Genomic DNA, 20,449 nt, shown 5'->3' on the forward strand with positions numbered 1-20,449 from the left:
TGTCCGCTCGTGCCGAGGTGCTCGATGACCTCGGCGAGGGTGCAGAGCCGGACGCCGGGCGCGATGGTGCAGCCGCGGGTTGCGAGCAGGGGCCGAACCTCACCGATGGCGCGCGTGATCGTGGAGCGGTCTACGCCGAACCAGCAGGCCAGCACGTCGTGAGTGGCACCGTGACGAAGGTGCACGAGCGTGGCCAGGAGCCGGTCGATGAAGACCAACCGGTGCTTCGCACCTGCGCCAACGGCCCGCTGGCGTGGCCTGGACTCCAGTCTCGCCTGGTGCCGTTCGTGCCATAACGGCCCTACCTCCGCGACGAGTTCGGCGATCACATCGGCCGAGAGCCCTGTGATCCTCCGGTCGCTGATGATCGCTGCACGAGACCCGTTCCCCACCACACCAACATGATCAGGGACCACGATCCAGCGCCGTACCGCCAACCATGCACGAGCTCGTTAGGCTCTTTGCGGTGACGACCGAGAACCCAGCTGCAAACCGCTTCCTCGGCGAATTCAGGGAACTGGAGCACGGGAACCCGGACGGACCCTCCCTGATCGCTGCTCCGCGCAGTGAAGGTGACCCGCACGAGGAGGACCTGGTGCGATACCTGCGTGCCGGCAGCGTGATCGCCGCTACTGGATCAGCCGTCTACGACTTCCTCAGTCCCACCAACGAGCCCATCGACAGCCTTCAACTCCTCACCGATGGTGCATGGTTCTGGTACACCGACCTCGCCTACTACGTCGAGCGGTACCACGTTCCCGTTGATGACCGATTCGTCGATCACGCACGCCTCCGTGGGTGGGTTCCCGCGCAGCTGAGTGACGACCGGCTCGTGCATATCGCGGACACCTTCTTCCCCGACGGCGAAGCATGAGACGTGACTCCGCGCGACCCCAGCAGAGCGGAGCTTGACGGTTTAGCTGCAATGAGCTGTCTTTCCAGGACGGCGGAGCTCGCGCCATGGACCGCCTCCTGCACCACTGCGACGTCATCTCCATCAACGGCCCCAGCTGACGGCTCAAGAACCGGCTCGCCGCCATCGAGCGCGACACCGACGCAAGCTGATCACGACCAGGACTCCCTCGCCGAGCCTGCCCAGAACCCGCTGGGTCCCTGACCCGTCCAGCGGGGCGGCGTAGCCGCTCGGCTCCGCCAGTAGTCCGCATCATGCGGATCCACCAGCCAGCCGACCAGTCGCTCAGAGCCTGCCGCAAACGCCTGGACCAGTGACGTCCCCTCGTCGACAACAAGCGTGAGTTCGTCGATGTCATGGGTGGCGTGGTCGGTCTCGCACCAGCAAGCCACGTTCACCGCCGCGTGCACGGCGATCTGCCCCTGATCCGTCCAGAACACCTGCAGCCAGAACTCAAGCTGGTCGCCCCCGTCCGCAGCCACGATGACGTCGGCCATGAGGACAACGGCCACACCGGGCTGCGGACCAGGACACACGGCCTGCCCCGGCGCCCATTCCCACTGCGGCGCGTCTTCTTTGACGCGAGCCGCATCGGCAGCGCCGGCCACGACACGCATGACTTCCAGGTCAGCGGGTGTCAGCTGCGGGAACAGTGCGGACAGCGGAACATCATCGAACGTACCGCGGCTCATGAGCATGGACCTGATCATTCATGCGAAACGGACCAGCGAACAACGGGCTCGCCTAAAGAGTTTGCGGTACAGTCCCGCCCGCTCACGTCATCTGGGGGCCAACGAAGTGAGCACCCTCGTCGGTACATGCCTGAGACTTCAACACGTACGCCGACAAACGACCTTCTCCGGGATGACGGCATCTGCGCCAACGGGACGAAGCGTTGGCGTTCCTAGGCGCTGGGCGACAGGCGGTTTGCGGCCTGGTCCCATGAGTGCGGTTCGATCAGGGCGTCCCTGTCGGAGGCGTCTTCCTCGAACCAACCAGTTCCCGCAAGCCAGGTCTCCAGCCATGCTGCCAGGCTGGGGGAGTCGAGAAACCAACACTCCTCCCACGACCCGCCGCTATATGGGTTCGGCTCAAAGAGCAGGACCTGACCAGCCTCACTGAGACAGTCAACACCTGCATACATGGCACAGCCCCAGGTCAGGATCGGCGCGACGCCTTCGGGCCACTCCGGGTGCTCTACTCCAACGGACGCCTCACGTCGCGTGAGGTATTCGCCGACGACGCTGGAGCCCGGACCGAAGCAGCGGCAAAAGACAATAGTCGGGACCGAAGCCACCGTCAGCGACTTCGAGATAGAGGCGCGTAAGCAGGGGATGCAGTGCGAAGCCCAGTTGGGCTTCGGCCTCCGCAATCTGCGCATCGCCGACGGGCGCGGGAAGGTCCTCGTTTTCCGATGCGGCCCGGATGGCGACGCTTTGCACTATGTCGTCAATGTCGATCATGACCGTGATGCTGTCACAGCCCACTGGCACGTCGGCGACCAGCCACCGACAACGAAGAGGGGCTGCGGCCACGGGCTCGCCGTCGCACGAGAGCGACCTCCTCCACGAAAGCTCTGTGGGGCTGGAGAACCCCCGACGACCTCGATACGTCCGCCAAGCGCTCGACGAGACCGCCCAGCGCCGCGGCAAGCCCCGCTACCCCCGGGACGGCTTAACCGCATGAGTTGTCTTCCCCACGCAGTTGCCGTGGGCAAGAGGGGCGCCGCATTGCCCGGCCGGCGACGAGGACGACGCTGACGAAGCGCCTGCCCCGTGCTCTCGCTCGCCCGGTCCCGTGACCGTGTCTCCACCGGGGAGACGGCATGCGTGTACGGGACGGCGCCGCCGAAGGGTCGCTCGCTGGTGCGGTGTTGGAGTGCCGACGGAGCGGGCCCGCATGGTGACGGCGACGTCGTGCCACCAGGACCGGAATGCTCCCGTGGCGTGGGAGCGCGGAATGCGACGAACCCGCCGAGGGTGAGGACCGGGTCGAGCTGCCGGGCCATCCAGCGGAGCCTCGAAGATCACCGCACGGGACACACCACTGACGCACGCCTGGGGCCCGCCCGTGAAGATCCTCAAGGCTCCGCCCGAAAGCGTTGGGCCTGCTGCTGCCGACCTGCGATGATGAATCTCAAATCGCATCCGGACAAGGCGGCTCGCTTCGCACGTGAATGTGTATAGAAATGCTAGAGAGGGAATCCATGACAGTCCCGGAGGCGCGCCTTGATTGAGATTTCAAGGTCGCTGCGGAGAGCGGTTGCGTTGGGTCCTCTCTGGTCCGAAGGCGCCTCAAGTTCTTTCGCGTCTGCGCTGTCTGAATCCGTTGCCGGACTGGTTGACTGGGATGGGAGCGTGCCAGAAGACTGGATTAGCGTGGTGGTGGGGGATGTGAAGGTGGGCATGGTTGCCGTGCGTTTTCCATTGATCATCGCGACTGAAGGCATCTCGCGCGAATTCGCGGCCAGTTCTTTGGGTGGAATTCTGATACTCGTGCCGTCGCTCGACGCCCCAGTCCTCGAATGTGATGTCTCGACACTCGAGGATGTGTTCGGTGCAGGTGGTGGTTTGTCGACCTTCCGCGCTGATAGATTCTCGGCGAATGATTTGTGGTTTGCCACGGTGTAAGCTCGAATGGGATCGGCGGTAGTCTGCCGGGGCATGCTAGCGCGTTGTCCACGAACGTTCGCCGGGTCGGGTGACAGGGGCGATTGGAATTCGCGGTAAGGGGCAGCTCAGAAGGGCTGATCCGTTGGCCCCGCACGGAGTTGGGGCCCAGCAGCGCCTTCACCTGGATCGGCGCGGGATCCTCCTGTACCCCGGCACATCATCCGTGGAAGCGCCGTCGTGGCCACGCGGTTCACGTGTCGCCCACTCCCGAAGCCCCGCGGACCCACGTCGGCGTCGTCGCAGGCGGGACGTACGGCGTGGCCAGGGAGGGCCGGCTGGTCTCCGTACGCGTCCTCGACTGCCAGGGCTCGGTCACCACCGCGGGAGTGATCGCCGGCGTGGACTGGGTGACCGCGAACGCGGTCCGCCCGTCCGTCGCCGACACGACCCTCGGCGGCGCCGCGAACACCGTGCTCGACGCCGCGGTACGGGCCTCCATCCGCGACGGCGTCACCTACACCGCAGCGGCCGGCAGCTCGGCCCGCCCCGACAGGGCCTGCACCCTCTCGCCCGCCAGGCTGCCCGAGATCATCACCACCCGGGCGAGCGGGAGCCTCGACGGTCGGGCCGCCCCTCCAACTACGGTAAGTGCGGCGCCCTGTTCGCGCTCGGCGTGCCGTCCCCTCGGGCTGGAAGGACGGCGACACCGTTACGGGCACGCTCAGCGGCGCCTCGGCGGTGACCGCCCACACCGCCGGCGCCGCCGCACTGCGCCTGGCCGTCCGCCCGGCGGACACCTCCGCCCAGGTCAAGCAGGCCCTCGCCGCTCACGCGAGGGCCGGCGTGCTCCGGGGGACACCGCCGGTCGCACCGAGCCGGTGGCTGTACACCCTTTACCGGCCGCGGCGCCCGGTCGGCGCCGCGGGGAGCCGCGGTTCAGCCGCTCCGTACGGACGCCGCCGCGTCGAGCGGCGTCCGCACGGGCCGCCGCGGCGGGGCCAGCGCGATGGGCCGCCGGAAGCCGCCCGAGCGGGCGATCTCCTGCACCGTCAGGCGCAGCGCCTCCTGGAAGTCCCCCATGGTGCGGCGGGCCTGCGGGGTGTCGACGTAGATCGAGTTCATGTGGAGGCCGTCCTCGTCCCGCTGGAACCAGGAGCAGGCGCCGTTGGCCCGGGCCGACCACACATGGGTGGTCGGCCGCCATTCGACGTGGCGTTCGGCGCCCTCGCACTTGCGCATGTCGATGTACGAGAAGAAGTTCACCGGGTACGGCCAGGACCGGGCGGCGAACTCCTCGGGCGCCAGCAACTCCCAGGCCCGGACGAACGGCACGTCGATGTGGCCGATCATCTCGCCGAACCCGCTTCGGACCGAGTCCATGACCTGGCCGAAGTCCCGGCCCGGCGAGGCGTCGAACTCGATGGGCATGGTGTTCACGAACCAGCCCACCGAGTTCGTCCACATGCCCCGCCCGCGCTCGCTCACCGGCATGAACCCCCGGTAGACACCGGGGCCGCCGGCGTCGCGCAGGCACACGGCGACGGAGGCCAGCACACCCATGAAGGCCTTGCCCCCGACCGTCATGCAGGTCTTCTCGAACACCTCCGCCTCGCCGGCGTCCAGCAGCGGCGGGGCTTCGTTGACGATCGGGTACATCTCGCCCGGCTCGACGCCGAGGTCGAGCGGGAAGCGGGGGAAGAACGCGCCGCCGCGCGCGATGAATTCCTTCCAGTAGCCCAGCCGTTCGTCGCGCGCGTCGATGGAGAGGTAGCGGCGGCGCTGCTCGTCGGCGAAGTCGAGATAGCTGGGCGCGGGCGGGAGCTGGGCGTCCTCGCCGCGGCACAGTGCCTCGTAGGCGGTCAGCACCTCGCGGACGACGATGGGCATCGACATGCCGTCGCACACGATGTGGTCGAAGGCCAAGTACACCGTGGCCGAGTCCTCGCGGAGCACCGCACCCATGGTGAACAGCGGCCAGGACAGGGTGTCGATGCTCCGCTTGAACCGCTCGACGAGGAAGTCGCCCAGCTCCTGCGAGGTCGCGAAGGTGCCCACCCGCTCCGCTTCGAGGGCCAGTTCGGTCGGGTCGAAGGGCTCGCAGGCCAGTTCTCCGGCAAGCCGCCGGAACGCGCAGCGCAGCACCTCGTGGCGCTGGACGAAGGCCAGCAAAGCCTGGGCCAGGGCGCCTTCGTCGAGAGCCCCGGTCACCTCGAAGGTGATCGCGATCCACGACGCGACGGGGTCGTCGGCCGCCCGGCTCTCCTCGGCGACCGTGAAGTGCTTGTCCTGGTTGAAGGAGGCCCTCCTGCCCGCCGCGTCGATCCGCGCGGCGGGCAGGCCGCCGGGGCGACCTCCCGCCTCCGCCGCCGTGGACCGCAACCGCCACTCGACCACCCGGCCGGGTGCCACCTGGTGCGCCTCCAGAGGAAATTGCCGCATACCGTCATCCCTTCGCCCCCGAGTCAACCCCCTGCCCCTAACGACCCCCGGGGCGCGGAGGTGACGCACACCGCCGGGGACAGGCGGTCCGCCAGGGACAGCAGCAGAGCGACGGCGCGGGAGGCGGTGGCCAGTTCGACGCGGAACCCGGCCCGGGCCCAGTGGTCCAGTACGTGCAGCAGGGCCGAATCGCAGAAGGTGACCCCGTCCGCGTCGAGGGCGAGGCGGCGGGCGCCGTGCGCGGGGCGGTCGTCGAGGAGACCGCGCAGCGGGGCACACGTGTAGTGGTCGAGCTCCCCGGCCAGGCTGACGGTGAGGACGCCGTCCCCGCCGAGCGCGGCCCGTACGCGGGCAAGGGGGGCGGGGCCCGGGCCCTCCGGCCCAGCGTCGGAGGAGTCGGGAGGGTCGGAGGAGTCGGGAGGGTCGGGGGAGCTGGGGGAGCCGGGGGAGCCGGGGGAGCCGGGGGAAGCGGTGACCGCGAGGGTCGCCCGGGCGTCTATCGGGGTGTCTGTCGGAGTGCACATGGACCCCCCAACGGCCGCCGGGGCGGGCGGGAAGCGGCGGTGGCCGGTCTTTCACCCGCGCGGGCCGCGCGCTGCGCCGTTCCGGCGATCTTTTCCGGCAACCGGCGGCGGAGTGCTGCGAACGGCGGCGCACGGACCGGGCGCGTTCCCCCGTCCACGTGCGCCGATGTCGGACAGTGGGCGGCGTGGATGTGGACGAGGTCATCGACGAGCTGTACGCACTTCCCCCCGCGCGCTTCACGGCGGCGCGGGACGAGGCGGCGGCCCGCACGAAACGCGCCGGGGACCGTGCGGCGGCGAAGCGGATCGCGGGGTTGCGCCGCCCGACGCTCGCGGCGGGGGCCTCGAACACACTGGTGCGGGCGAAGCCGGAGGAGGTCGAGCAGTTCCTCCGGCTTGGGCGGGCGCTGCGGGAGGCGCACCGGTCGCTGGACGGGGAGCAGTTGCGCCACCTGTCCCACCGGCAGCACGTGGTGATCGGGGCGCTGGCCCGTGAGGCGCTGCGGCTGGCGGAGGCGGCCGGGACGCCGGTCTCGGAACCGGTACTGCGGGAGGTCGGCCGGATCCTCTACGCCGTGCTCGCCGATCCGGACGCGGCCGATACCTGGGCCTCCGGCCGGCTGGCGAAGACCCCGGAGCCGAAGACGGACTTCCCGGTACCGGACCCGGACGCGGTGCCGCCCCCGCCACCCGCCCGGCCCGAGCCGCGGACCCCGGCCGACTCCCCGCCGCCCGCGCCGCCCCGGCCCGTTCGCCGGAGCGATCCGAGGCTCGCGGCGGCCCGTGCCGCGGCGCAGGACGCGCGGTCGGCGGTGGCGGCACGCGAGGACGAACTCGGCTCGGCGCAGGAGGCCCGGCAGCGCGCGGTCGCCCGGGCGACGGCCGCCGACGCGGAGCTCGAACGCGCCCAGGGCCTCCGGGACGACGCGTACGCCGTGCTGGCGGAGGCCGAAGGGCGCCACCGCGAGGCGGCCCGGGCGGCGCAGGAGGCCCGCCGCGCGGCGGAGGCCGCGGGGGAGCGGGTGCACGCGCTGACGGCCGGGTCGGCGCCCCCGCCGACGAAGGGGGGCGGCAGCGGCCGGGGCGGCCCCGGCGGCGGCTGATCACCGCCGGTACCGCGCCGGTACGGGTGCTCCGCCCCGCGCGGGGAGGAGCACCCGTATCCGGAGCCGTCCACGGCGGTATCCGGCAGCCGCCCGGGCCGACGCGCGGCAGCTCAGGCGGCCGCGGCGGCGTCGGCGAGGGCTGCGGCCAGCGCTTCGGCGCAGGGCCGCGCGCGGCGCCGGCGCGGGGTCACCACGCCGATGTGCCGGGCCGGGCGCGGCGGTTCGACGGGGACCACGACCCGGCCGGGAGCCGGTGCCAAGGAGACCTGCGGGACCAGGGAGACGCCCACCCCGGCCGAGACGAGCGTCTGCGCGAAGAAGTAGTCGGTGGTGGAGGCGGCCACTCGGAGCTCGAACCCCGCGAGGGCCGCGTACCGGCGCAGGAAGGCCTCCGTCTTGAGGCACCCGAGCACCCAGCGGTCGGCGGACAGTTCGGCGGGGCTCAGCGAGGGGCGCCCGGCGAGGCGGTGGCCGGCGGGCAGGACCAGGGACAGCGGGTCCGGCATCAGCGGGGTCCAGTCGAGCCCCGGGCGCTCGTCGGGCCGTACCGGGGGCGGCCCGTCGAAGTGGTAGGTCAGGGCGAGGTCGGCGGCTCCCGAGCGGACCATCGGCACGGCGTCCTCGGGCTCGCGCTCCACCACCGTCAGCTCCACGTCCGGGTGCGCGGCCACGAAGCGGGACAGGGCGGCGGGCAGCAGGTGCCGGCCCCCACTGGTGAAGGTGGCCACGGTCAGGCGCGGGCGGGGCGCGGTGAGCCGGTCGATCTCGCGGCGCACCTGGTCCAGTTCGGCCGAAATCGTCTCCGCGGCCTCCACCAGGAGCCGACCGGGCTCGGTCAGCGTGACGCCCCGGGGGCCGCGCACCGCCACCGGGTGACCCAGGGTGCGCTCCAGTGAGGCGATGTGCTGCGAGACGGCGGAGGGGGTGAGCAGCAGGGCGCCCGCGGCCTTGTTGAAGCTGCCGTGTTCGGCCACAGCGCGCAGGACGCGCAGCCGCTGCACATCGATCACGGCTCTTCCCCCATGCCTTCCCCCGTACCCGTACCCGTACCGGCATCCGCACCGGCACCGTACCCGCATCCGTACCCGTCCGCGTTCGTCCGGCCGCCGGTTCCGCCGGCCCGCCGGTTCACCCGGTCCGCCGCTTTCACGCGTTCCACGCGTTCCACCGCTCCGCCGCGACGATACAGCGGGCGCCGCCATGCGGTCCGGTGGGCAGGGGGCCGGCCACCGGCTGTGCGTCACCGGTCGCCGGTGCGCCGTTCCAGCGGCGTGGCCGCTGCCGAGTTGCTCACACTGAAGGTGACGCTGCCGGCGCGGTACCGGTCGTCCGACCACTCGATCGGGCGGCCGGTCGCGGTGGCCGACACGTGCCGCTGGCGCAGCAGGGGGGCGCCGCGCCGGATTACCAGCAGCCGGGCGTCCTCACTGCCCGCCGGGAGCGCGTCGATGAGGTGCTCGCCGTAGTGCGCGACGACCCCCGAGTCCCGGGCCAGACCGTCCATGACGGACCGGCAGTCCTGCGGCATCGCCTCGACGGCCCCCGCGACCCAGTCCGCGTAGGCGGTCCGTTCCACCATCGTCGGCTCGCCGTCGAGCAGCCGCAGCCGCAGTACGGCCAGGATCTCCGTCTCCGGGGGCAGGGCGAGCCGTTCCGCCTCCTCGGCCGTCGCGGGCCGCCGGGTGCGGGACAGGAAGCGGCTGTCGGCCCGGTGCCCGACGCCCTCGGCCCACTGCGCGAAGCTGTTCAACTCGCCGAAGCTGTGCCGCCGCTCGTGGCGCAGGACGATGCGTCGGGCGCCCTGCCGTGAACCGATCAGGCCCTCCGCGGCCAGAGTGGCGACCGCTTGGCGGACCGTCCCCCGCGAAGCGGACCAGCGGGCGGCCAGATCGCTCTCCGAGGGCAGGCGCGCGCCCACCGGGATCTCGCCGGAGGCGATCGCCGCGCGCAGTGCCTCGGCGATCTCCAGGTACCGGACCGTTGCCATGCCGTTCGCCCCCATACGCCGCGTGCCGGCTCCGTGCCGGGCACCCATGATCACCCCGGTGACCACCCCATTGATCATTTCAGCACGTCTGTCACGACCTCTTCCGGTCAATCTCGTCTCTTCGTCGAGCCGTGCCCCCGGGGACGGGCGCCGTTCACCGCCCGTACAGCGGGGCCGGGCGAACTGGAGCCAACTTGTTCAGACAAGTCAACTCCTGCCTTCACCCTCGTCTCCGGGAGAGACCGTGCTCAGTTCCTCCGCCCGTCGCGGTGCGGCCGTACTGCTCGGCGCCGCTGTCCTCACCACGCTCAGCGCCTGCGGTGCCGCCCCCGACCAGCAGCCCGCCGGCGGTGCCAAGAACGGCGTGCAGCCGGGCGCCGCGTCCTCGGTGGCCGATTTCGGCTCCATGGACGCCCTCGTCGCCGCCGCGCAGAAGGAGGGCCGGCTCAACGTGATCGCGCTGCCGCCGGACTGGGCGAACTACGGCGAGATCATCAAGGCCTTCGAGGCCACGTACAAGATCAAGGTCAACAGCGAGAACCCGGACGCGTCCAGCTCCGACGAGATAGCCGCCGTCAAGTCCCGCAAGGGGCAGGACCGCGCCCCCGACGTGCTGGACCTCGGCATCGCCTTCGCCCGCAGCGGCGCCGCCGAGAACCTCTTCGCCCCGTACAAGGTGGCCGCCTGGGACAAGATCCCCGCCGCTCAGAAGGACGCCGACGCACGCTGGTACAACGACTACGGCGGCTACGTGTCCATCGGCTGCGACGCGGCCCGCGTCGCCGTCTGCCCGCAGACCTTCGCCGACCTGCTCAAGCCCGAGTACAAGGGCAAGGTCGCCCTCAACGGCAACCCCACCAAGTCCGGTTCGGCCTTCGGCGGCGTCTACGCCGCCGCCCTCGCCAACAAGGGCTCCTTCGCCGACATCCAGCCGGGCATCGACTTCTTCGGACAGCTCAAGAAGAGCGGGAACTTCATTCCCGTCGAGTCCACCCCGGCCACCGTCGAGAAGGGCGAGACGCCCATCTCGATCGACTGGGACTACCTGAACGCCGGCTACGCCGACCAGTTCAAGGGCAAGGGCGTCGACTGGAAGGTCGCCGTCCCCACCGACGGCGTCTTCGCCCAGTTCTACTCGCAGGCCATCAACAAGGAGGCCCCGCACCCGGCGGCCGCCCGCCTGTGGATGGAGTTCCTGTACAGCGCCGAGGGCCAGAACCTGTGGCTCAAGGGCTACGCCCGCCCCGTGCTGCTGCCCGCCATGACCCAGGACGGCACCGCCGACAAGGCCGCCGTCGGCAAGCTCCCCCAGGTCCAGGGCACCCCCGCGTTCCCGGCCTCCGCCGAGCTCGACCAGGCCAAGGCCACGCTCGCCGAGAAGTGGGACAAGGCCCTCTCCTGATGCCGACCACCGCCACCGCGCCCGTCCCGCAGCAGGGGTCGGCGGGTGCCCCGGGGCCCCGCGCCGCCGACGGCAGCCGCCGCCGGCGGCGCGGGCCGCGCACCTGGCTCGCCGCCCTTCCGCTCCTGGTCTTCACCTCGCTCTGCTTCGGCGTCCCGCTCGGCGCGATCGCCTTCGGCGCCGTCACCCGCACCGACCCGGCCGGCGGCGCCACCCGGCTGACCGGCGAGCACCTCGCACGCTCCCTCCAGGGCCCCTACCTCGGCTCGCTCGTCGGCAGCGTCCAGCTCTCCGCGCTCACCGCCCTGATCGGCGCCGTCCTGGGCGTCCTGATCGCGCAGGCCGTGGTCACCGGCTCGCCGGCCCTGCGCGGCGCGGCCCTGACCGCCTCGGGCGTCCTCGCCAACTTCGGCGGGGTCCCGCTCGCCTTCGCGTTCATCGCCACCGTCGGCATCTCCGGGGTGGTCACCCGGCTCGCCGACCTCGGCGGCCTCGGCTGGAACCTGTACTCCTTCACCGGCCTCGCCGTGGTCTACCTGTACTTCCTGATCCCTCTGATGGTGCTGGTGATCGCCCCCGCGCTGGACGGACTGCGCCCGCAGTGGCGCGAAGCCGCCCAGAGCAGCGGAGCCACCGGCCCGCAGTTCTGGCGGCACGTCGGGCTGCCGGTGCTCGCACCCTCCCTGCTGGGCGGGTTCGTCCTGCTCTTCGGTACGGCCTTCGCCGCGCACGCCACGGCGGCGGCGCTCGTCGGCGGTTCCGTGCCGCTGGTCACCCTCAAGATCGCCGACGCGCTGTCCGGCAACGTGCTCACCGGCCAGGAGAACGTGGCGCTCGCCCTCGGCCTCGACATGATCCTGATCGCCGGCCTGGTCATGGCGGTCTACCTGCCCCTCCAGCGACGGAGCGCCCGATGGCTGCGATGACCTCACCCCCCGAGCCCGACGTCGACGCCGGCGCACCGTCCGCCGGGCGGGCCCCGAGCAGCGGGACCCGAGCCCCGGCCCGGCCCGGCGTCCCACGGGACGCCCGCCCGGACACCCGGGCCGTCCCCCGGGGCGCGCGCCGCCGGCCGCGCCGGGTCTGGCGGGGAGCCGTACTCGCGCTGGCGGGCGGGTACTTCCTCGTCCCGCTCATCGCCTCCTTCGTCTTCACCGTGCACGTGCCCGGCCGGGGAATCACCTTCGCGGCCTACACCGAACTGCTCGCCGCCGAGGGCTTCACCGAGAGCCTGCTGCTGTCCCTGGGCCTCGCGGCGGCCACCATCGCGCTGTCGCTGCTCCTCGCGGTGCCCGCCCTGGTCGCCGTACGCCTGGGCTCCCCGCGACTGCGGCCGGTCGTCGAGGTGATGTGCATGCTGCCGCTCGTGGTACCGCCGATCGCGCTGGTCACCGGGATCAGCACGGTACTGCGCTGGGGACCGGAGCACCTGTCGCGCACCCCGCTCTACCAGACCTTCCTCGCCGTCCAGAACGAGAAGTTCCCCCTCGTCCTGGTCCTCGCCTACACCGTGCTGGCGCTGCCCTTCGTCCACCGCTCGCTCGACGCGGGCCTGCGCGCCGTCGACGTGCCCACCCTCGTCGAGGCCGCCCGCAGCTGCGGCGCGAGCTGGCCGTACGTCGTCCTGCGCGTGCTGCTGCCGAACCTGCGTGCGTCGCTCGCCGGCGCCGCGTTCCTCACCCTGGCCCTGGTGCTCGGCGAGTTCACCATCGCCTCCCTGCTCGGATTCCAGCCCTTCGCCGTGTGGATCGTCTCCATCTCCGGAGCGCAGGCCCGGATGTCCGTGGCCGTCTCCGTCCTCAGCCTCCTCATCACCTGGCTGCTGCTGCTCGCCCTCTCGCGGGCCGGTACCGCCCCCGCCACGACCGCCGCCGCGCCCGCCACCTCCTCCCGCAAGGAGCCCTGAGCCCATGCCCACCACGCCCACCCTCCGTCCGGCTGCCGGGAATCCGGCGGACTCCGGCGCCCCCGCGGGCGCGCGCCTCCAATTCCGCGGCCTGCGCCGGGCGTTCGGGACCACCGTCGCCCTCGACGGCCTCGACCTGACCGTGGAGCCCGGCGAACTGATCGCCCTGCTCGGCCCGTCCGGCTGCGGCAAGACCACCGCGCTGCGCGTCGTCGCCGGCTTCGAGCAGCCCGACTCCGGCGAGGTACTGGTCGACGGACAGGACATCACCCGGGTCCCGGCCAACCGCCGCGACGCCGGGATGGTCTTCCAGTCGTACAGCCTCTTCCCCAACCTCAGCGCCCGTGACAACGTCGCCTTCGGCCTGCGCGTGCGCAAGGTCGCCGCGGCGGAGCGCCGCGAGCGGGCCGCCGAACTCCTCGACCTGGTGGGCCTCCCGGACCACGGGGACCGCTACCCGCACCAGATGTCCGGAGGCCAGCAGCAACGCGTCGCGCTCGCCCGCGCACTGGCCCTGCGGCCCCGCGTGCTCCTGCTCGACGAACCCCTCTCCGCGCTGGACGCGAAGGTGCGCGCGAACCTCCGCGAGGAGATCCGCCGGCTCCAGCTCTCCCTCGGCATCACCACCGTGTTCGTCACGCACGACCAGGAGGAGGCCCTCTCGATGGCCGACCGGGTCGCCGTCCTGAACGCCGGGAAGCTGGAGCAGTGCGCCGCCCCGGCCGAGCTGTACGACCGCCCCGCGACGCCGTTCGTCGCCGAATTCGTCGGCACCATGAACCGGCTGCCCGGCCGGCTCGCGGACTCCGGCCTCGTGGACGTGGCCGGGGCCCGGCTCCCGGTGGACGGCCCCGTCCCGGCGGCGCGTGAGGTGGAGGTCCTCGTGCGCCCCGAGAACGTGACGGCGACCGCCGACGAGACCGGCACGGCCACCGTCGTCTCGGCCTCCTTCTTCGGCTCCGTCACCCGGCTCCACCTGGAACTGCCGGGCCGCGTCCCGGTGAAGGCGGACCTCCCCTCGCGGGACGCCGGCGCCCTGGTCCCCGGTGCGCGCGCCACCGTGGGGCTCGCCGTACGCCCCGTGCTCGTCGTAGCGAGGAAGGGGTGAGCACGCTGGGCGCCGTCCTCTTCGACATGGACGGCACCCTCGTCGACACCGAAGCGCTGTGGTGGCGGACCGCCGAGGAGATCGCCGGCGGCCTCGGCCACCGGCTCACCGACGCGGACGCCCCGGAGGTGGTCGGCCGGGCGGTCGCGGACACCGCCGCACACCTCGTCCGGACCACCGGCCGCGGAGCCCAGGCGGCGGTCGCGGCCGCGCTCACCGAGGACTTCCACCGCCGGGTCCGGGAAGGAGCGCCGATGCGGCCCGGCGCCGGGCGGCTGCTCAGCGCACTGGAAGCGGAGGGGGTGCCGTTCGCGCTGGTCAGTGCCTCACCCCGGGTGGTCGTCGACACCGTCGTCGGTGGCTCGCTGGCCCAGGTGCCGTTCGCCCTCACGGTGTCCGCCGACGACACCGCACGGACGAAGCCGCACCCGGAGCCCTACCGTGCGGCCGCCGAACGGCTGGGCCTCGTACCGCAGGCCTGCGTGGCGGTGGAGGACTCGCCCGACGGCGCCGCCTCGGCGGAGGCCGCCGGCTGCGCGGTCCTGGTGGTCCCGTCCCTGCTCCCGGTCCCGGACTCGCCTGCGCGGACCTTCGCACGGTCCCTGGAGGAGGTCACCGTGGCGCTCCTGCGCACGTGCGCGGGGTCCGGGGCGGCGCGGCCCTGAACCCCGGCGGGAGCATCCGCGGCCGGACCGCGCCGGACGGAACCGCGACCGGGGGGCCTTCGTCTGAGACCCCGTGTGGACGAGACGAAGAATTCTGGCCCTGCTGTTCGCCCTGCTCGCGACCCAGTTGGGTTCGCTGATCAGCCCGGCGTACGCCTGCGGCTGCGGGGCGATGGTCGCGGACGGGCAGTCCCGCATCGGAGTCGCCCGGGAGACGTCGGTCGTGCGCTGGGACGGCCGCACCGAGGAGATCCTGATGCGGTTCACCGTCGGCGGGGACGCGAAGCGGGCCGCCTGGATCATGCCCGTGCCGGGGCGCGCGGCGGTGGAGCTGGGTGACGGGGCCGTGTTCGGCGAACTCGACCGGCTGATCCGGCCCGAGCGGCGCACCCGCACCTACTTCTGGCCGCGCGACGGCGACTGGCCCTTCGCCTCCGGCCGCGGGGACGGCGCCGGAGCCGTGCCACCCGGCGCCGGGGACCCGGCCGTCGGCGTCATCGGCCGGGAGCAGCTCGGCGACTTCGACGTCGCGCGCCTGACCGCCACCGACCCCGGCGCCCTGAAGCAGTGGCTGGAGTCCAACGGCTTCGTGCTCCCCGACCGCCTCGCCGCCGAGGTCCAGCCGTACGTCGACCAGAAGTGGGAGTACGTCGCGGTACGGCTCGCCCCCCGGGACCAGGGGAAGGTGCTGCGGGGCGATCTCGACCCGCTCAGGATCCGTTTCGACAGCGACCGGCTCGTCTATCCGATGCGGCTCTCCCGGCTCGCCCGGACCCCGCAGTCCCTCGGCCTGTACGTACTGGCCGACCACCGCATGGAGCCCGCCTCGCGGATCGGCGGTTCCGCGCCCGAGGTGACCTTCGCCGGGAAGGTCACCCCCGAGCCCGGCCGCCCCCTGGCCGAACTCGCCGGCGGACAGGAGGTGTTCCTGACCGCCATCGACCAGCGGTTCCCCGAGCCCGGCCGCATCGACGCCGACCACGAGCTGCGCGCCACCGCCTCCGACACCCCGTACCGGCGGGTCGTGCACCGCGAGGAGCTGCTCACCGTGGGGGGCGGGGTCCCGGTCTGGTTCCTGACCGTAGCGGTCGCCCTCGTGGCCGCCGCCCTGTCGGTGCTCACCGTGCTGCGCGGGCGGCGGCGCAGGCGGCTGCGGCTCCGGCTCCGGGAGGAAGCCGCGTAGCTGCGTAACGACGGGAGGGCGGCACGCACCGCGCACCGCCCGCCCCGCCGGAGATTGGTTACGGGCGCAGCCCGCGCCGCGCGGGGTTATGCCAGGGCTGCTGCGAGCGCGGAGCCGGGGGCGCGGCCCAGCAGCTGGCGCAGATCACCGCCGGTGCGGGACATGAACCCGGCCGCGATGGCGGAGTAGGTGCCCACCAGCATCGGCACCTGGAACGGCTCGGCGTCGGAAGCGGCAAGACGTGCGCGGGCCCGGGCGAGGGTTTCCGGCTCGTAGACGACGTGCGGGCCGTGCGTGCGGGCCAGTTCGGCGCCGCCGATGGCCTGCTCGCCGACGAGTTCATAGATGCGCCCCGCATGAGCGGGTGCCTCCACCGTCACACGTACCGCGGCATCGGCCAGGTCCGCCCGTGCGACGGCGGCCAGTCGGCCCTCACCGAGCGGGGCGGTGATCCGTCCGTCGGCCGACGGCGCCGCGAGGCCACCCAGCAACTCCGCGTACAGGCCATTGCGCAGGATCGTCCAGTCCATGGTGCTGTCCTGGAGCCGACGCTCGGTCCAACGGTGCGCCAGCGCGTAGGGGAGGTGGTCACCGTCGGCGGTCAGGCTCGTATAGACGACATGCCCCACACCGGCCTTCTCCGCGGCGTCGATGGCGGCACCGTGCCGGGCTATGACGGTGTCGTCCTCGCCGTAGCCCGCAGAGATCATCAGCAGCACATCCACAGCCTCGAAGCCCCCGGCGAGGGTGCCGGGCTCGTCGAAGTCGATGCGGCGGACCGGCAGCGGGGCCTTGAGCTGCTGAGGGGCGCGCGTTCCAAGGACGGTGTCGTCGCGGTCGGCCAGCCGCTCGGCGATCAGCGTGCCCAGGGCGCCGGTGGCGCCGGTAACCAGGATCATCAGGGTCTTCCGTTCCGGTAGGTTCTCTTCCGTAACCGGGATCATCCTGCGGTTTCGCACCAGGGAGCGTAAGGGGGCACTTCCATGTCAGTGGGGCACACCGGGGTAACCGCCGAACCCGTCGTCAGCTGCGGCGACGAGCACGAGGACTGCGGCATCCGCGAGGTACTCGACCGGATCGGCGACAAATGGTCGGTCCTGGTCATCGTCGAACTGGCCCAGGGAGTCCGCCGTTTCCGACAGCTGCAGCGCGCCGTCCCCGGTATCTCACAGCGGATGCTGACGCTCACCGTGCGCCGGTTGGAACGCGACGGCCTGGTCACCCGGACGGTGCACCCTACGGTGCCCCCGCAGGTCGAGTACGAGCTCACGACGATGGGCCACAGCCTCACCCATCTGGTCAAAGCCCTCACGGACTGGTCGGCAGAACACCGCGACGCCATCGCGCAAGCACGCCGAGCATGGGATGCCGAACATCCCGACTCCGGAATCCGGTAAGCAGGCCGGCCGCCCGCGAGAAGTGGGCGGAGGCCATCAAGTAGCCCTACGGGCAGGCAGGGGCGCCCGGTCCCGTTCACGGTGCGCCCTCCCCGGCCCGCGCGAGTGCGAGTACGGCCGCGCAGATCAGCGCGACGCCCAGCACCTGGGGGAGCAGCCACCAGCCGCCCCGCAGGTGCTCCTCGTACAGGAGCACGCCCAGCGCGACGCTCACGCCCGCGTCGCCGAGGGTCAGCGCGGGCTGCGAGGCGACGAGGGGGCCGCCCTGCATGGCGTGTCCGAGCAGGAGCAGGGCGCAGATGCCCGTGGCGCCGAAGGCGTACGTCTCCCAGGTCGTCAGGAACGCCTCGAAGCCGCCCTCCTGCAGTACGTGCACGGCGGACTTCATCAGGGCGGCCGTGAGCGCGTAGCAAACGGCCGTGGCGGCGCCGAGACAGCCGGCCCGTGCCCGGCCGGGCGGCCGCCGCAGTCCGGCCCCCGCGAGGGCGGCGACCGCGACACCGCACGTCACCAGGGCCACGACCCACCGGCCGAGCGGTACGTCGGTACGGTTCCCGGCGGGCGAGGCCGCGACCAGTGTGATCCCGAGCCCAGCCACCACCCCCGCCACGGCCCACCACAGGGATCCGGAGAGCCGCTGCCGCGCCATCAGTGAGGCGATGAGCAGCGCGAGCGGCAGCTCCAGTACGAAGAGGGGCTGTACGAGGGCCAGTGGGCCGGTGGCCAGCGCCGCGGCCTGTCCGGCACCGGCCGCGATCACGGCGAGGATGCCGCCGAGCCACAGCGGCCGCCGCAGCAGGTCGAGGATCAGTCCGAAGCGGAAGCCTTCGCTCTGCGGCACGGTGAGGGAGGCCCGGCGCTGGAGCACCGTACCGAGGGCGTTGCTGAGCGCGGCGAAGAGCGCGAAGAAGACCGGCAGGACGACGCCCATGGCCCGATCCTCACGGCGCCCGCCGCCCCGGCACCTTCCGACACCGGGCGGGGCCCGGGGTATTCCCCCGTCCGGCCCCGGCGGCCGCTCGCTCCACCGCGGTCCGAAGGGGCGCGCCCACACGAACGCGGTGTCCCGGCCGGCCGCACCGCCGCCCCCTGCTGACGCCGCCCCGAGCCCGGAAGCGCGCACCGCCCGCCCGGAAGCGCGCACGTCATCCGCCGCCCGCCGACCGCCGCCCGCCCCCGAAAGCCCGCGGCCGTCCCGCCGTCCCCCGCTACCGCCCGCCCTTGGCGGCCCGGCGCAGGGCCAGGGCGGCGAGGGCCTGCGGGGCGCCGTCCTGGCCGCGGATGCCGGGGAAGGCGTTGACGTCGACGATCAGCGGGGTCCCGGCACCGGCGTCGATGAGGTCCACACCGTAGACGTCCAGTCCGAACACCGCGCCGACCTCCCGCACCAGCGGGGCCCACCCCGCGGGCAGCTCCGCCAGCGGCAGTGACCGGGTCGGGCCACGCCCCTGCGGCGCGAGCTCGGAGCGGCGCAGGGCCGCGAAGACCCGGTCCCCTATCGCCCACAGTTTGTGGTCCCAGCCGCTGTTGGGGGTGAAGTCCTGCACGATCACCGGCTCCTGCGGCCAGAGCGCGGCCAGTTCCCCGAGCCGGACCGCGTCGTCCACACGGGCGACCAGGTCGCCCCGGCGGCTGAGGCGGCTCTTGACGACGACGGGGGAGGGCAGGACCGGGGTCCCGGCGGCCCACGCCGCGAGGGAGCGGTGGGTCCGGGTGGCCGCGAACGGCAGCCCGGCCCCCAGGGCGCGCTCCGCCATCAGCGTCCGGTCCTGGCACAGCGCGGTCGCGGCGGCGGAGTTCACCACGGGTACCCCCCGCTCCTCCAGGTACCGGGCGAGCCCCAGGGCGGCCGGCGTCCTGGCCTTCAACAGGTACACGTCGGCGAGCGGCGGCGGCACGTCCGCGACCACGACGGGATCCAGCGCCTCGACGACGTGCTCCGGAGTCAACAGCGCGGTGGCGGCCGCCAGCAGCGGATGCTCCGGTTCCGGGGTGATCAGGCCGATCCTCACGCGTGCTCGCCCGCCCTCGCCGGCATCTGGAGCGGAACCGGTGTCGACGCCTGTGCCGGAATCGAGAGGGGCAGGGCGTGCGGCGCGAGCGCCGTGGCCGGGGCCGCCGAGCCGCCCCCGCCTCCCGCCAGCCCGAGCACCGCGCGGGCCACCCGCGCCGCCGCGTCCGGTACCTGACGGAAGCTCGGGAAGTCGTTCACGTCGACGACCACCGGACCGTCCGGGCCGAGCAGCACGTCCACCCCGTACAGGTCGAGTCCGTACACCGAACCCACCCGGGCGGCGATCTCCGCGACCTCCGTCGACAACGGCACCCGGCGCTCCCGCACCGACGGGTCCGGGTGCAGCGGGGAGCAGCGCTCGGTCGCGAAGAGCTCTCCGCCGACCCCGTAGACCTTGATGTCGGTGCCCGAGTTGGGCACGTACGGCTGGGCGACGAGCATGCCCTCACCGGCGAGTAGCGGAAGCATCGCCTCCAGGTGCTCCGGCGAGGAGACCAGGTGGACGGCCCGGCCGGAGCTGCCGTCCGCCGGCTTCACGACGAGGGGGTACTCGGCAAGCGGTATCTCGCGGAGCAGCTCGGGGAGGGCCACGGCGTAGGTGGGCGGTACCGGCAGTCCGCGGCCGTGGCCGATGGCGGCGGCCAGCGCCTTGTCCCGGACCCCGCGGATCGAGCGTGCGTCGTTGACCGTGGTGATCCCGGCCGAGGCGGCGGCTTCGAGCAGGGTCAGTCCCGGTCCTCCGGAGACGGTCTTGAGCACCCAGGCGTCGTGCGCGCCGGCGTCCAGCGTCTGCGACATGCGCAGCAGCGAGCCCCCCGGCCGTACCACGTCGACGCGGTGTCCCCACGCGGTGAGCTGCCGGATCACTTCGTTGGGCATGCCGTCGTGGCGGTAGTGCTCCTCCACCAGGAAGCAGAGCCTCATGGACCTTCCCCATATTCCGCGGACGTCCGCCGATTCCGTCCGGCGAGTTGTGACGTCACAGGATGTCATGAACCCCAATGTGATGATCGGTCCGACTCCGTCCGGCCCGCGAGACGCGGACCCATGAATTGATCGGAAACTGCTTCACATCGACCTCAAGCGGTCGTTACGGAGCGTGATAGTTGCCCGGGGCTATCCAAAACGATCAGTAACTCTCTTATAGTGAGCCCTCGTTACCCACAGGAACCCTCTCTTCCATATACGCCCGG

Annotated in this window: 22 protein-coding genes and 1 pseudogene; 11 read left to right on the forward strand and 12 right to left on the reverse strand. The window is 72.4% G+C overall.

Going from position 1 to position 20,449, the window contains the following annotated elements:
- Window positions 1-218: helix-turn-helix domain-containing protein (locus ACWFQ8_RS27625; RefSeq protein WP_453788990.1), on the reverse strand; the 218-nt coding region annotated here is incomplete at its 3' end.
- Between the two features lie 248 nt (window positions 219-466).
- Between ACWFQ8_RS27625 and ACWFQ8_RS27630 the strand changes: the two genes are divergently transcribed.
- The gene (locus ACWFQ8_RS27630) at window positions 467-874 is read left to right on the forward strand and encodes a hypothetical protein (protein WP_453788991.1); all 408 of its coding nucleotides are present in this window, start codon (window positions 467-469) and stop codon (window positions 872-874) included.
- A 191-nt stretch (window positions 875-1,065) separates the two neighbouring features.
- Here ACWFQ8_RS27630 and ACWFQ8_RS27635 read toward each other — a convergent pair whose 3' ends face one another.
- Together ACWFQ8_RS27635 and ACWFQ8_RS27640 are read right to left on the reverse strand one after the other, a co-directional pair.
- Complete coding sequence (locus ACWFQ8_RS27635; protein WP_453788992.1) at window positions 1,066-1,611, reverse strand: hypothetical protein; 546 nt, start codon at window positions 1,609-1,611, stop codon at window positions 1,066-1,068.
- Window positions 1,612-1,817: 206 nt separating this feature from the next.
- Window positions 1,818-2,376, reverse strand: a pseudogene (locus ACWFQ8_RS27640) (SMI1/KNR4 family protein).
- 7 nt (window positions 2,377-2,383) lie between these two features.
- Here ACWFQ8_RS27640 and ACWFQ8_RS27645 point away from each other — a divergent pair.
- Together ACWFQ8_RS27645 and ACWFQ8_RS27650 are read left to right on the forward strand one after the other, a co-directional pair.
- The gene (locus ACWFQ8_RS27645; RefSeq protein WP_453789048.1) at window positions 2,384-2,599 is read left to right on the forward strand and encodes a DUF6009 family protein; all 216 of its coding nucleotides are present in this window, start codon (window positions 2,384-2,386) and stop codon (window positions 2,597-2,599) included.
- 671 nt (window positions 2,600-3,270) lie between these two features.
- Window positions 3,271-3,543 carry a hypothetical protein gene (locus ACWFQ8_RS27650; RefSeq protein WP_453788993.1) on the forward strand — a complete coding sequence of 91 codons (273 nt, stop codon included), beginning with the start codon at window positions 3,271-3,273 and terminating at the stop codon, window positions 3,541-3,543.
- 232 nt (window positions 3,544-3,775) lie between these two features.
- Here ACWFQ8_RS27650 and ACWFQ8_RS27655 read toward each other — a convergent pair whose 3' ends face one another.
- The 3 genes from ACWFQ8_RS27655 to ACWFQ8_RS27665 all read right to left on the reverse strand — a co-directional run bounded on the left by ACWFQ8_RS27655 (window position 3,776) and on the right by ACWFQ8_RS27665 (window position 6,488).
- Complete coding sequence (locus ACWFQ8_RS27655; RefSeq protein ID WP_453788994.1) at window positions 3,776-4,024, reverse strand: hypothetical protein; 249 nt, start codon at window positions 4,022-4,024, stop codon at window positions 3,776-3,778.
- 437 nt (window positions 4,025-4,461) lie between these two features.
- The gene (locus ACWFQ8_RS27660) at window positions 4,462-5,964 is read right to left on the reverse strand and encodes a condensation domain-containing protein (RefSeq protein WP_453788995.1); all 1,503 of its coding nucleotides are present in this window, start codon (window positions 5,962-5,964) and stop codon (window positions 4,462-4,464) included.
- A 23-nt stretch (window positions 5,965-5,987) separates the two neighbouring features.
- The gene (locus tag ACWFQ8_RS27665; protein WP_453788996.1) at window positions 5,988-6,488 is read right to left on the reverse strand and encodes an STAS domain-containing protein; all 501 of its coding nucleotides are present in this window, start codon (window positions 6,486-6,488) and stop codon (window positions 5,988-5,990) included.
- A gap of 185 nt (window positions 6,489-6,673) precedes the next feature.
- On the opposite strand from ACWFQ8_RS27665, the gene ACWFQ8_RS27670 reads away from it, so the two are divergent.
- Window positions 6,674-7,591, forward strand: coding sequence for a hypothetical protein (locus ACWFQ8_RS27670; RefSeq protein WP_453788997.1), 918 nt, complete (start codon window positions 6,674-6,676; stop codon window positions 7,589-7,591).
- A 113-nt stretch (window positions 7,592-7,704) separates the two neighbouring features.
- Here the strand turns inward: ACWFQ8_RS27670 and ACWFQ8_RS27675 are convergent, their stop codons facing one another.
- Both ACWFQ8_RS27675 and ACWFQ8_RS27680 read right to left on the reverse strand, forming a co-directional pair.
- A complete protein-coding gene (locus ACWFQ8_RS27675; RefSeq protein ID WP_453788998.1) occupies window positions 7,705-8,604 on the reverse strand; it encodes a LysR family transcriptional regulator in 900 nt (299 codons plus the stop codon).
- Between the two features lie 230 nt (window positions 8,605-8,834).
- Window positions 8,835-9,581, reverse strand: coding sequence for a GntR family transcriptional regulator (locus ACWFQ8_RS27680; RefSeq protein ID WP_453788999.1), 747 nt, complete (start codon window positions 9,579-9,581; stop codon window positions 8,835-8,837).
- 244 nt (window positions 9,582-9,825) lie between these two features.
- On the opposite strand from ACWFQ8_RS27680, the gene ACWFQ8_RS27685 reads away from it, so the two are divergent.
- The 6 genes from ACWFQ8_RS27685 to ACWFQ8_RS27710 all read left to right on the forward strand — a co-directional run bounded on the left by ACWFQ8_RS27685 (window position 9,826) and on the right by ACWFQ8_RS27710 (window position 15,845).
- Window positions 9,826-10,983 (forward strand): ABC transporter substrate-binding protein, encoded by a 1,158-nt coding sequence (locus ACWFQ8_RS27685; protein ID WP_453789000.1) that lies wholly within the window; start codon window positions 9,826-9,828, stop codon window positions 10,981-10,983.
- On the forward strand, window positions 10,983-11,909 hold the full coding sequence (locus ACWFQ8_RS27690) for an ABC transporter permease (protein ID WP_453789001.1): 927 nt from the start codon (window positions 10,983-10,985) through the stop codon (window positions 11,907-11,909). Before ACWFQ8_RS27685 ends, ACWFQ8_RS27690 begins: the two co-directional genes overlap by 1 nt.
- Window positions 11,897-12,889 carry an ABC transporter permease gene (locus ACWFQ8_RS27695; RefSeq protein WP_453789002.1) on the forward strand — a complete coding sequence of 331 codons (993 nt, stop codon included), beginning with the start codon at window positions 11,897-11,899 and terminating at the stop codon, window positions 12,887-12,889. Before ACWFQ8_RS27690 ends, ACWFQ8_RS27695 begins: the two co-directional genes overlap by 13 nt.
- Before the next feature lie 4 nt (window positions 12,890-12,893).
- Window positions 12,894-13,997, forward strand: coding sequence for an ABC transporter ATP-binding protein (locus tag ACWFQ8_RS27700; RefSeq protein ID WP_453789003.1), 1,104 nt, complete (start codon window positions 12,894-12,896; stop codon window positions 13,995-13,997).
- Window positions 13,994-14,662, forward strand: a complete 669-nt coding sequence (locus tag ACWFQ8_RS27705; RefSeq protein WP_453789004.1) for an HAD family hydrolase — start codon at window positions 13,994-13,996, stop codon at window positions 14,660-14,662. Before ACWFQ8_RS27700 ends, ACWFQ8_RS27705 begins: the two co-directional genes overlap by 4 nt.
- Window positions 14,663-14,735: 73 nt before the next feature.
- On the forward strand, window positions 14,736-15,845 hold the full coding sequence (locus tag ACWFQ8_RS27710) for a DUF2330 domain-containing protein (RefSeq protein WP_453789005.1): 1,110 nt from the start codon (window positions 14,736-14,738) through the stop codon (window positions 15,843-15,845).
- 86 nt (window positions 15,846-15,931) lie between these two features.
- Here the strand turns inward: ACWFQ8_RS27710 and ACWFQ8_RS27715 are convergent, their stop codons facing one another.
- Window positions 15,932-16,744, reverse strand: a complete 813-nt coding sequence (locus ACWFQ8_RS27715) for an NAD(P)H-binding protein (RefSeq protein ID WP_453789006.1) — start codon at window positions 16,742-16,744, stop codon at window positions 15,932-15,934.
- Between the two features lie 84 nt (window positions 16,745-16,828).
- Between ACWFQ8_RS27715 and ACWFQ8_RS27720 the strand changes: the two genes are divergently transcribed.
- Window positions 16,829-17,242 (forward strand): winged helix-turn-helix transcriptional regulator, encoded by a 414-nt coding sequence (locus ACWFQ8_RS27720; protein WP_453789007.1) that lies wholly within the window; start codon window positions 16,829-16,831, stop codon window positions 17,240-17,242.
- A 76-nt stretch (window positions 17,243-17,318) separates the two neighbouring features.
- Here the strand turns inward: ACWFQ8_RS27720 and ACWFQ8_RS27725 are convergent, their stop codons facing one another.
- The 3 genes from ACWFQ8_RS27725 to ACWFQ8_RS27735 form a co-directional block, all read right to left on the reverse strand.
- A complete protein-coding gene (locus ACWFQ8_RS27725) occupies window positions 17,319-18,173 on the reverse strand; it encodes a DMT family transporter (RefSeq protein ID WP_453789008.1) in 855 nt (284 codons plus the stop codon).
- A 277-nt stretch (window positions 18,174-18,450) separates the two neighbouring features.
- Window positions 18,451-19,254 carry an ATP-grasp domain-containing protein gene (locus tag ACWFQ8_RS27730; RefSeq protein WP_453789009.1) on the reverse strand — a complete coding sequence of 268 codons (804 nt, stop codon included), beginning with the start codon at window positions 19,252-19,254 and terminating at the stop codon, window positions 18,451-18,453.
- A complete protein-coding gene (locus ACWFQ8_RS27735) occupies window positions 19,251-20,180 on the reverse strand; it encodes an ATP-grasp domain-containing protein (RefSeq protein WP_453789010.1) in 930 nt (309 codons plus the stop codon). The genes ACWFQ8_RS27730 and ACWFQ8_RS27735 overlap by 4 nt, the downstream gene beginning before the upstream one ends.
- Window positions 20,181-20,449: the final 269 nt, after the last annotated feature.

Source organism: Streptomyces sp. NPDC055254 (assembly GCF_053606025.1).

Bases quoted from the DNA above. Each gene is read 5' to 3' on its own strand.
- ACWFQ8_RS27635 (WP_453788992.1), bottom strand. From the start codon at position 1,611: ATGCTCATGAGCCGCGGTACGTTCGATGATGTTCCGCTGTCCGCACTG.
- ACWFQ8_RS27645 (WP_453789048.1), top strand. From the start codon at position 2,384: ATGCTGTCACAGCCCACTGGCACGTCGGCGACCAGCCACCGACAACGA.
- ACWFQ8_RS27655 (WP_453788994.1), bottom strand. From the start codon at position 4,024: ATGGAGGCCCGTACCGCGGCGTCGAGCACGGTGTTCGCGGCGCCGCCG.
- ACWFQ8_RS27660 (WP_453788995.1), bottom strand. From the start codon at position 5,964: ATGCGGCAATTTCCTCTGGAGGCGCACCAGGTGGCACCCGGCCGGGTG.
- ACWFQ8_RS27665 (WP_453788996.1), bottom strand. From the start codon at position 6,488: ATGTGCACTCCGACAGACACCCCGATAGACGCCCGGGCGACCCTCGCG.
- ACWFQ8_RS27680 (WP_453788999.1), bottom strand. From the start codon at position 9,581: ATGGCAACGGTCCGGTACCTGGAGATCGCCGAGGCACTGCGCGCGGCG.
- ACWFQ8_RS27690 (WP_453789001.1), top strand. From the start codon at position 10,983: ATGCCGACCACCGCCACCGCGCCCGTCCCGCAGCAGGGGTCGGCGGGT.
- ACWFQ8_RS27695 (WP_453789002.1), top strand. From the start codon at position 11,897: ATGGCTGCGATGACCTCACCCCCCGAGCCCGACGTCGACGCCGGCGCA.
- ACWFQ8_RS27700 (WP_453789003.1), top strand. From the start codon at position 12,894: ATGCCCACCACGCCCACCCTCCGTCCGGCTGCCGGGAATCCGGCGGAC.
- ACWFQ8_RS27715 (WP_453789006.1), bottom strand. From the start codon at position 16,744: ATGATCCTGGTTACCGGCGCCACCGGCGCCCTGGGCACGCTGATCGCC.
- ACWFQ8_RS27720 (WP_453789007.1), top strand. From the start codon at position 16,829: ATGTCAGTGGGGCACACCGGGGTAACCGCCGAACCCGTCGTCAGCTGC.
- ACWFQ8_RS27725 (WP_453789008.1), bottom strand. From the start codon at position 18,173: ATGGGCGTCGTCCTGCCGGTCTTCTTCGCGCTCTTCGCCGCGCTCAGC.
- ACWFQ8_RS27735 (WP_453789010.1), bottom strand. From the start codon at position 20,180: ATGAGGCTCTGCTTCCTGGTGGAGGAGCACTACCGCCACGACGGCATG.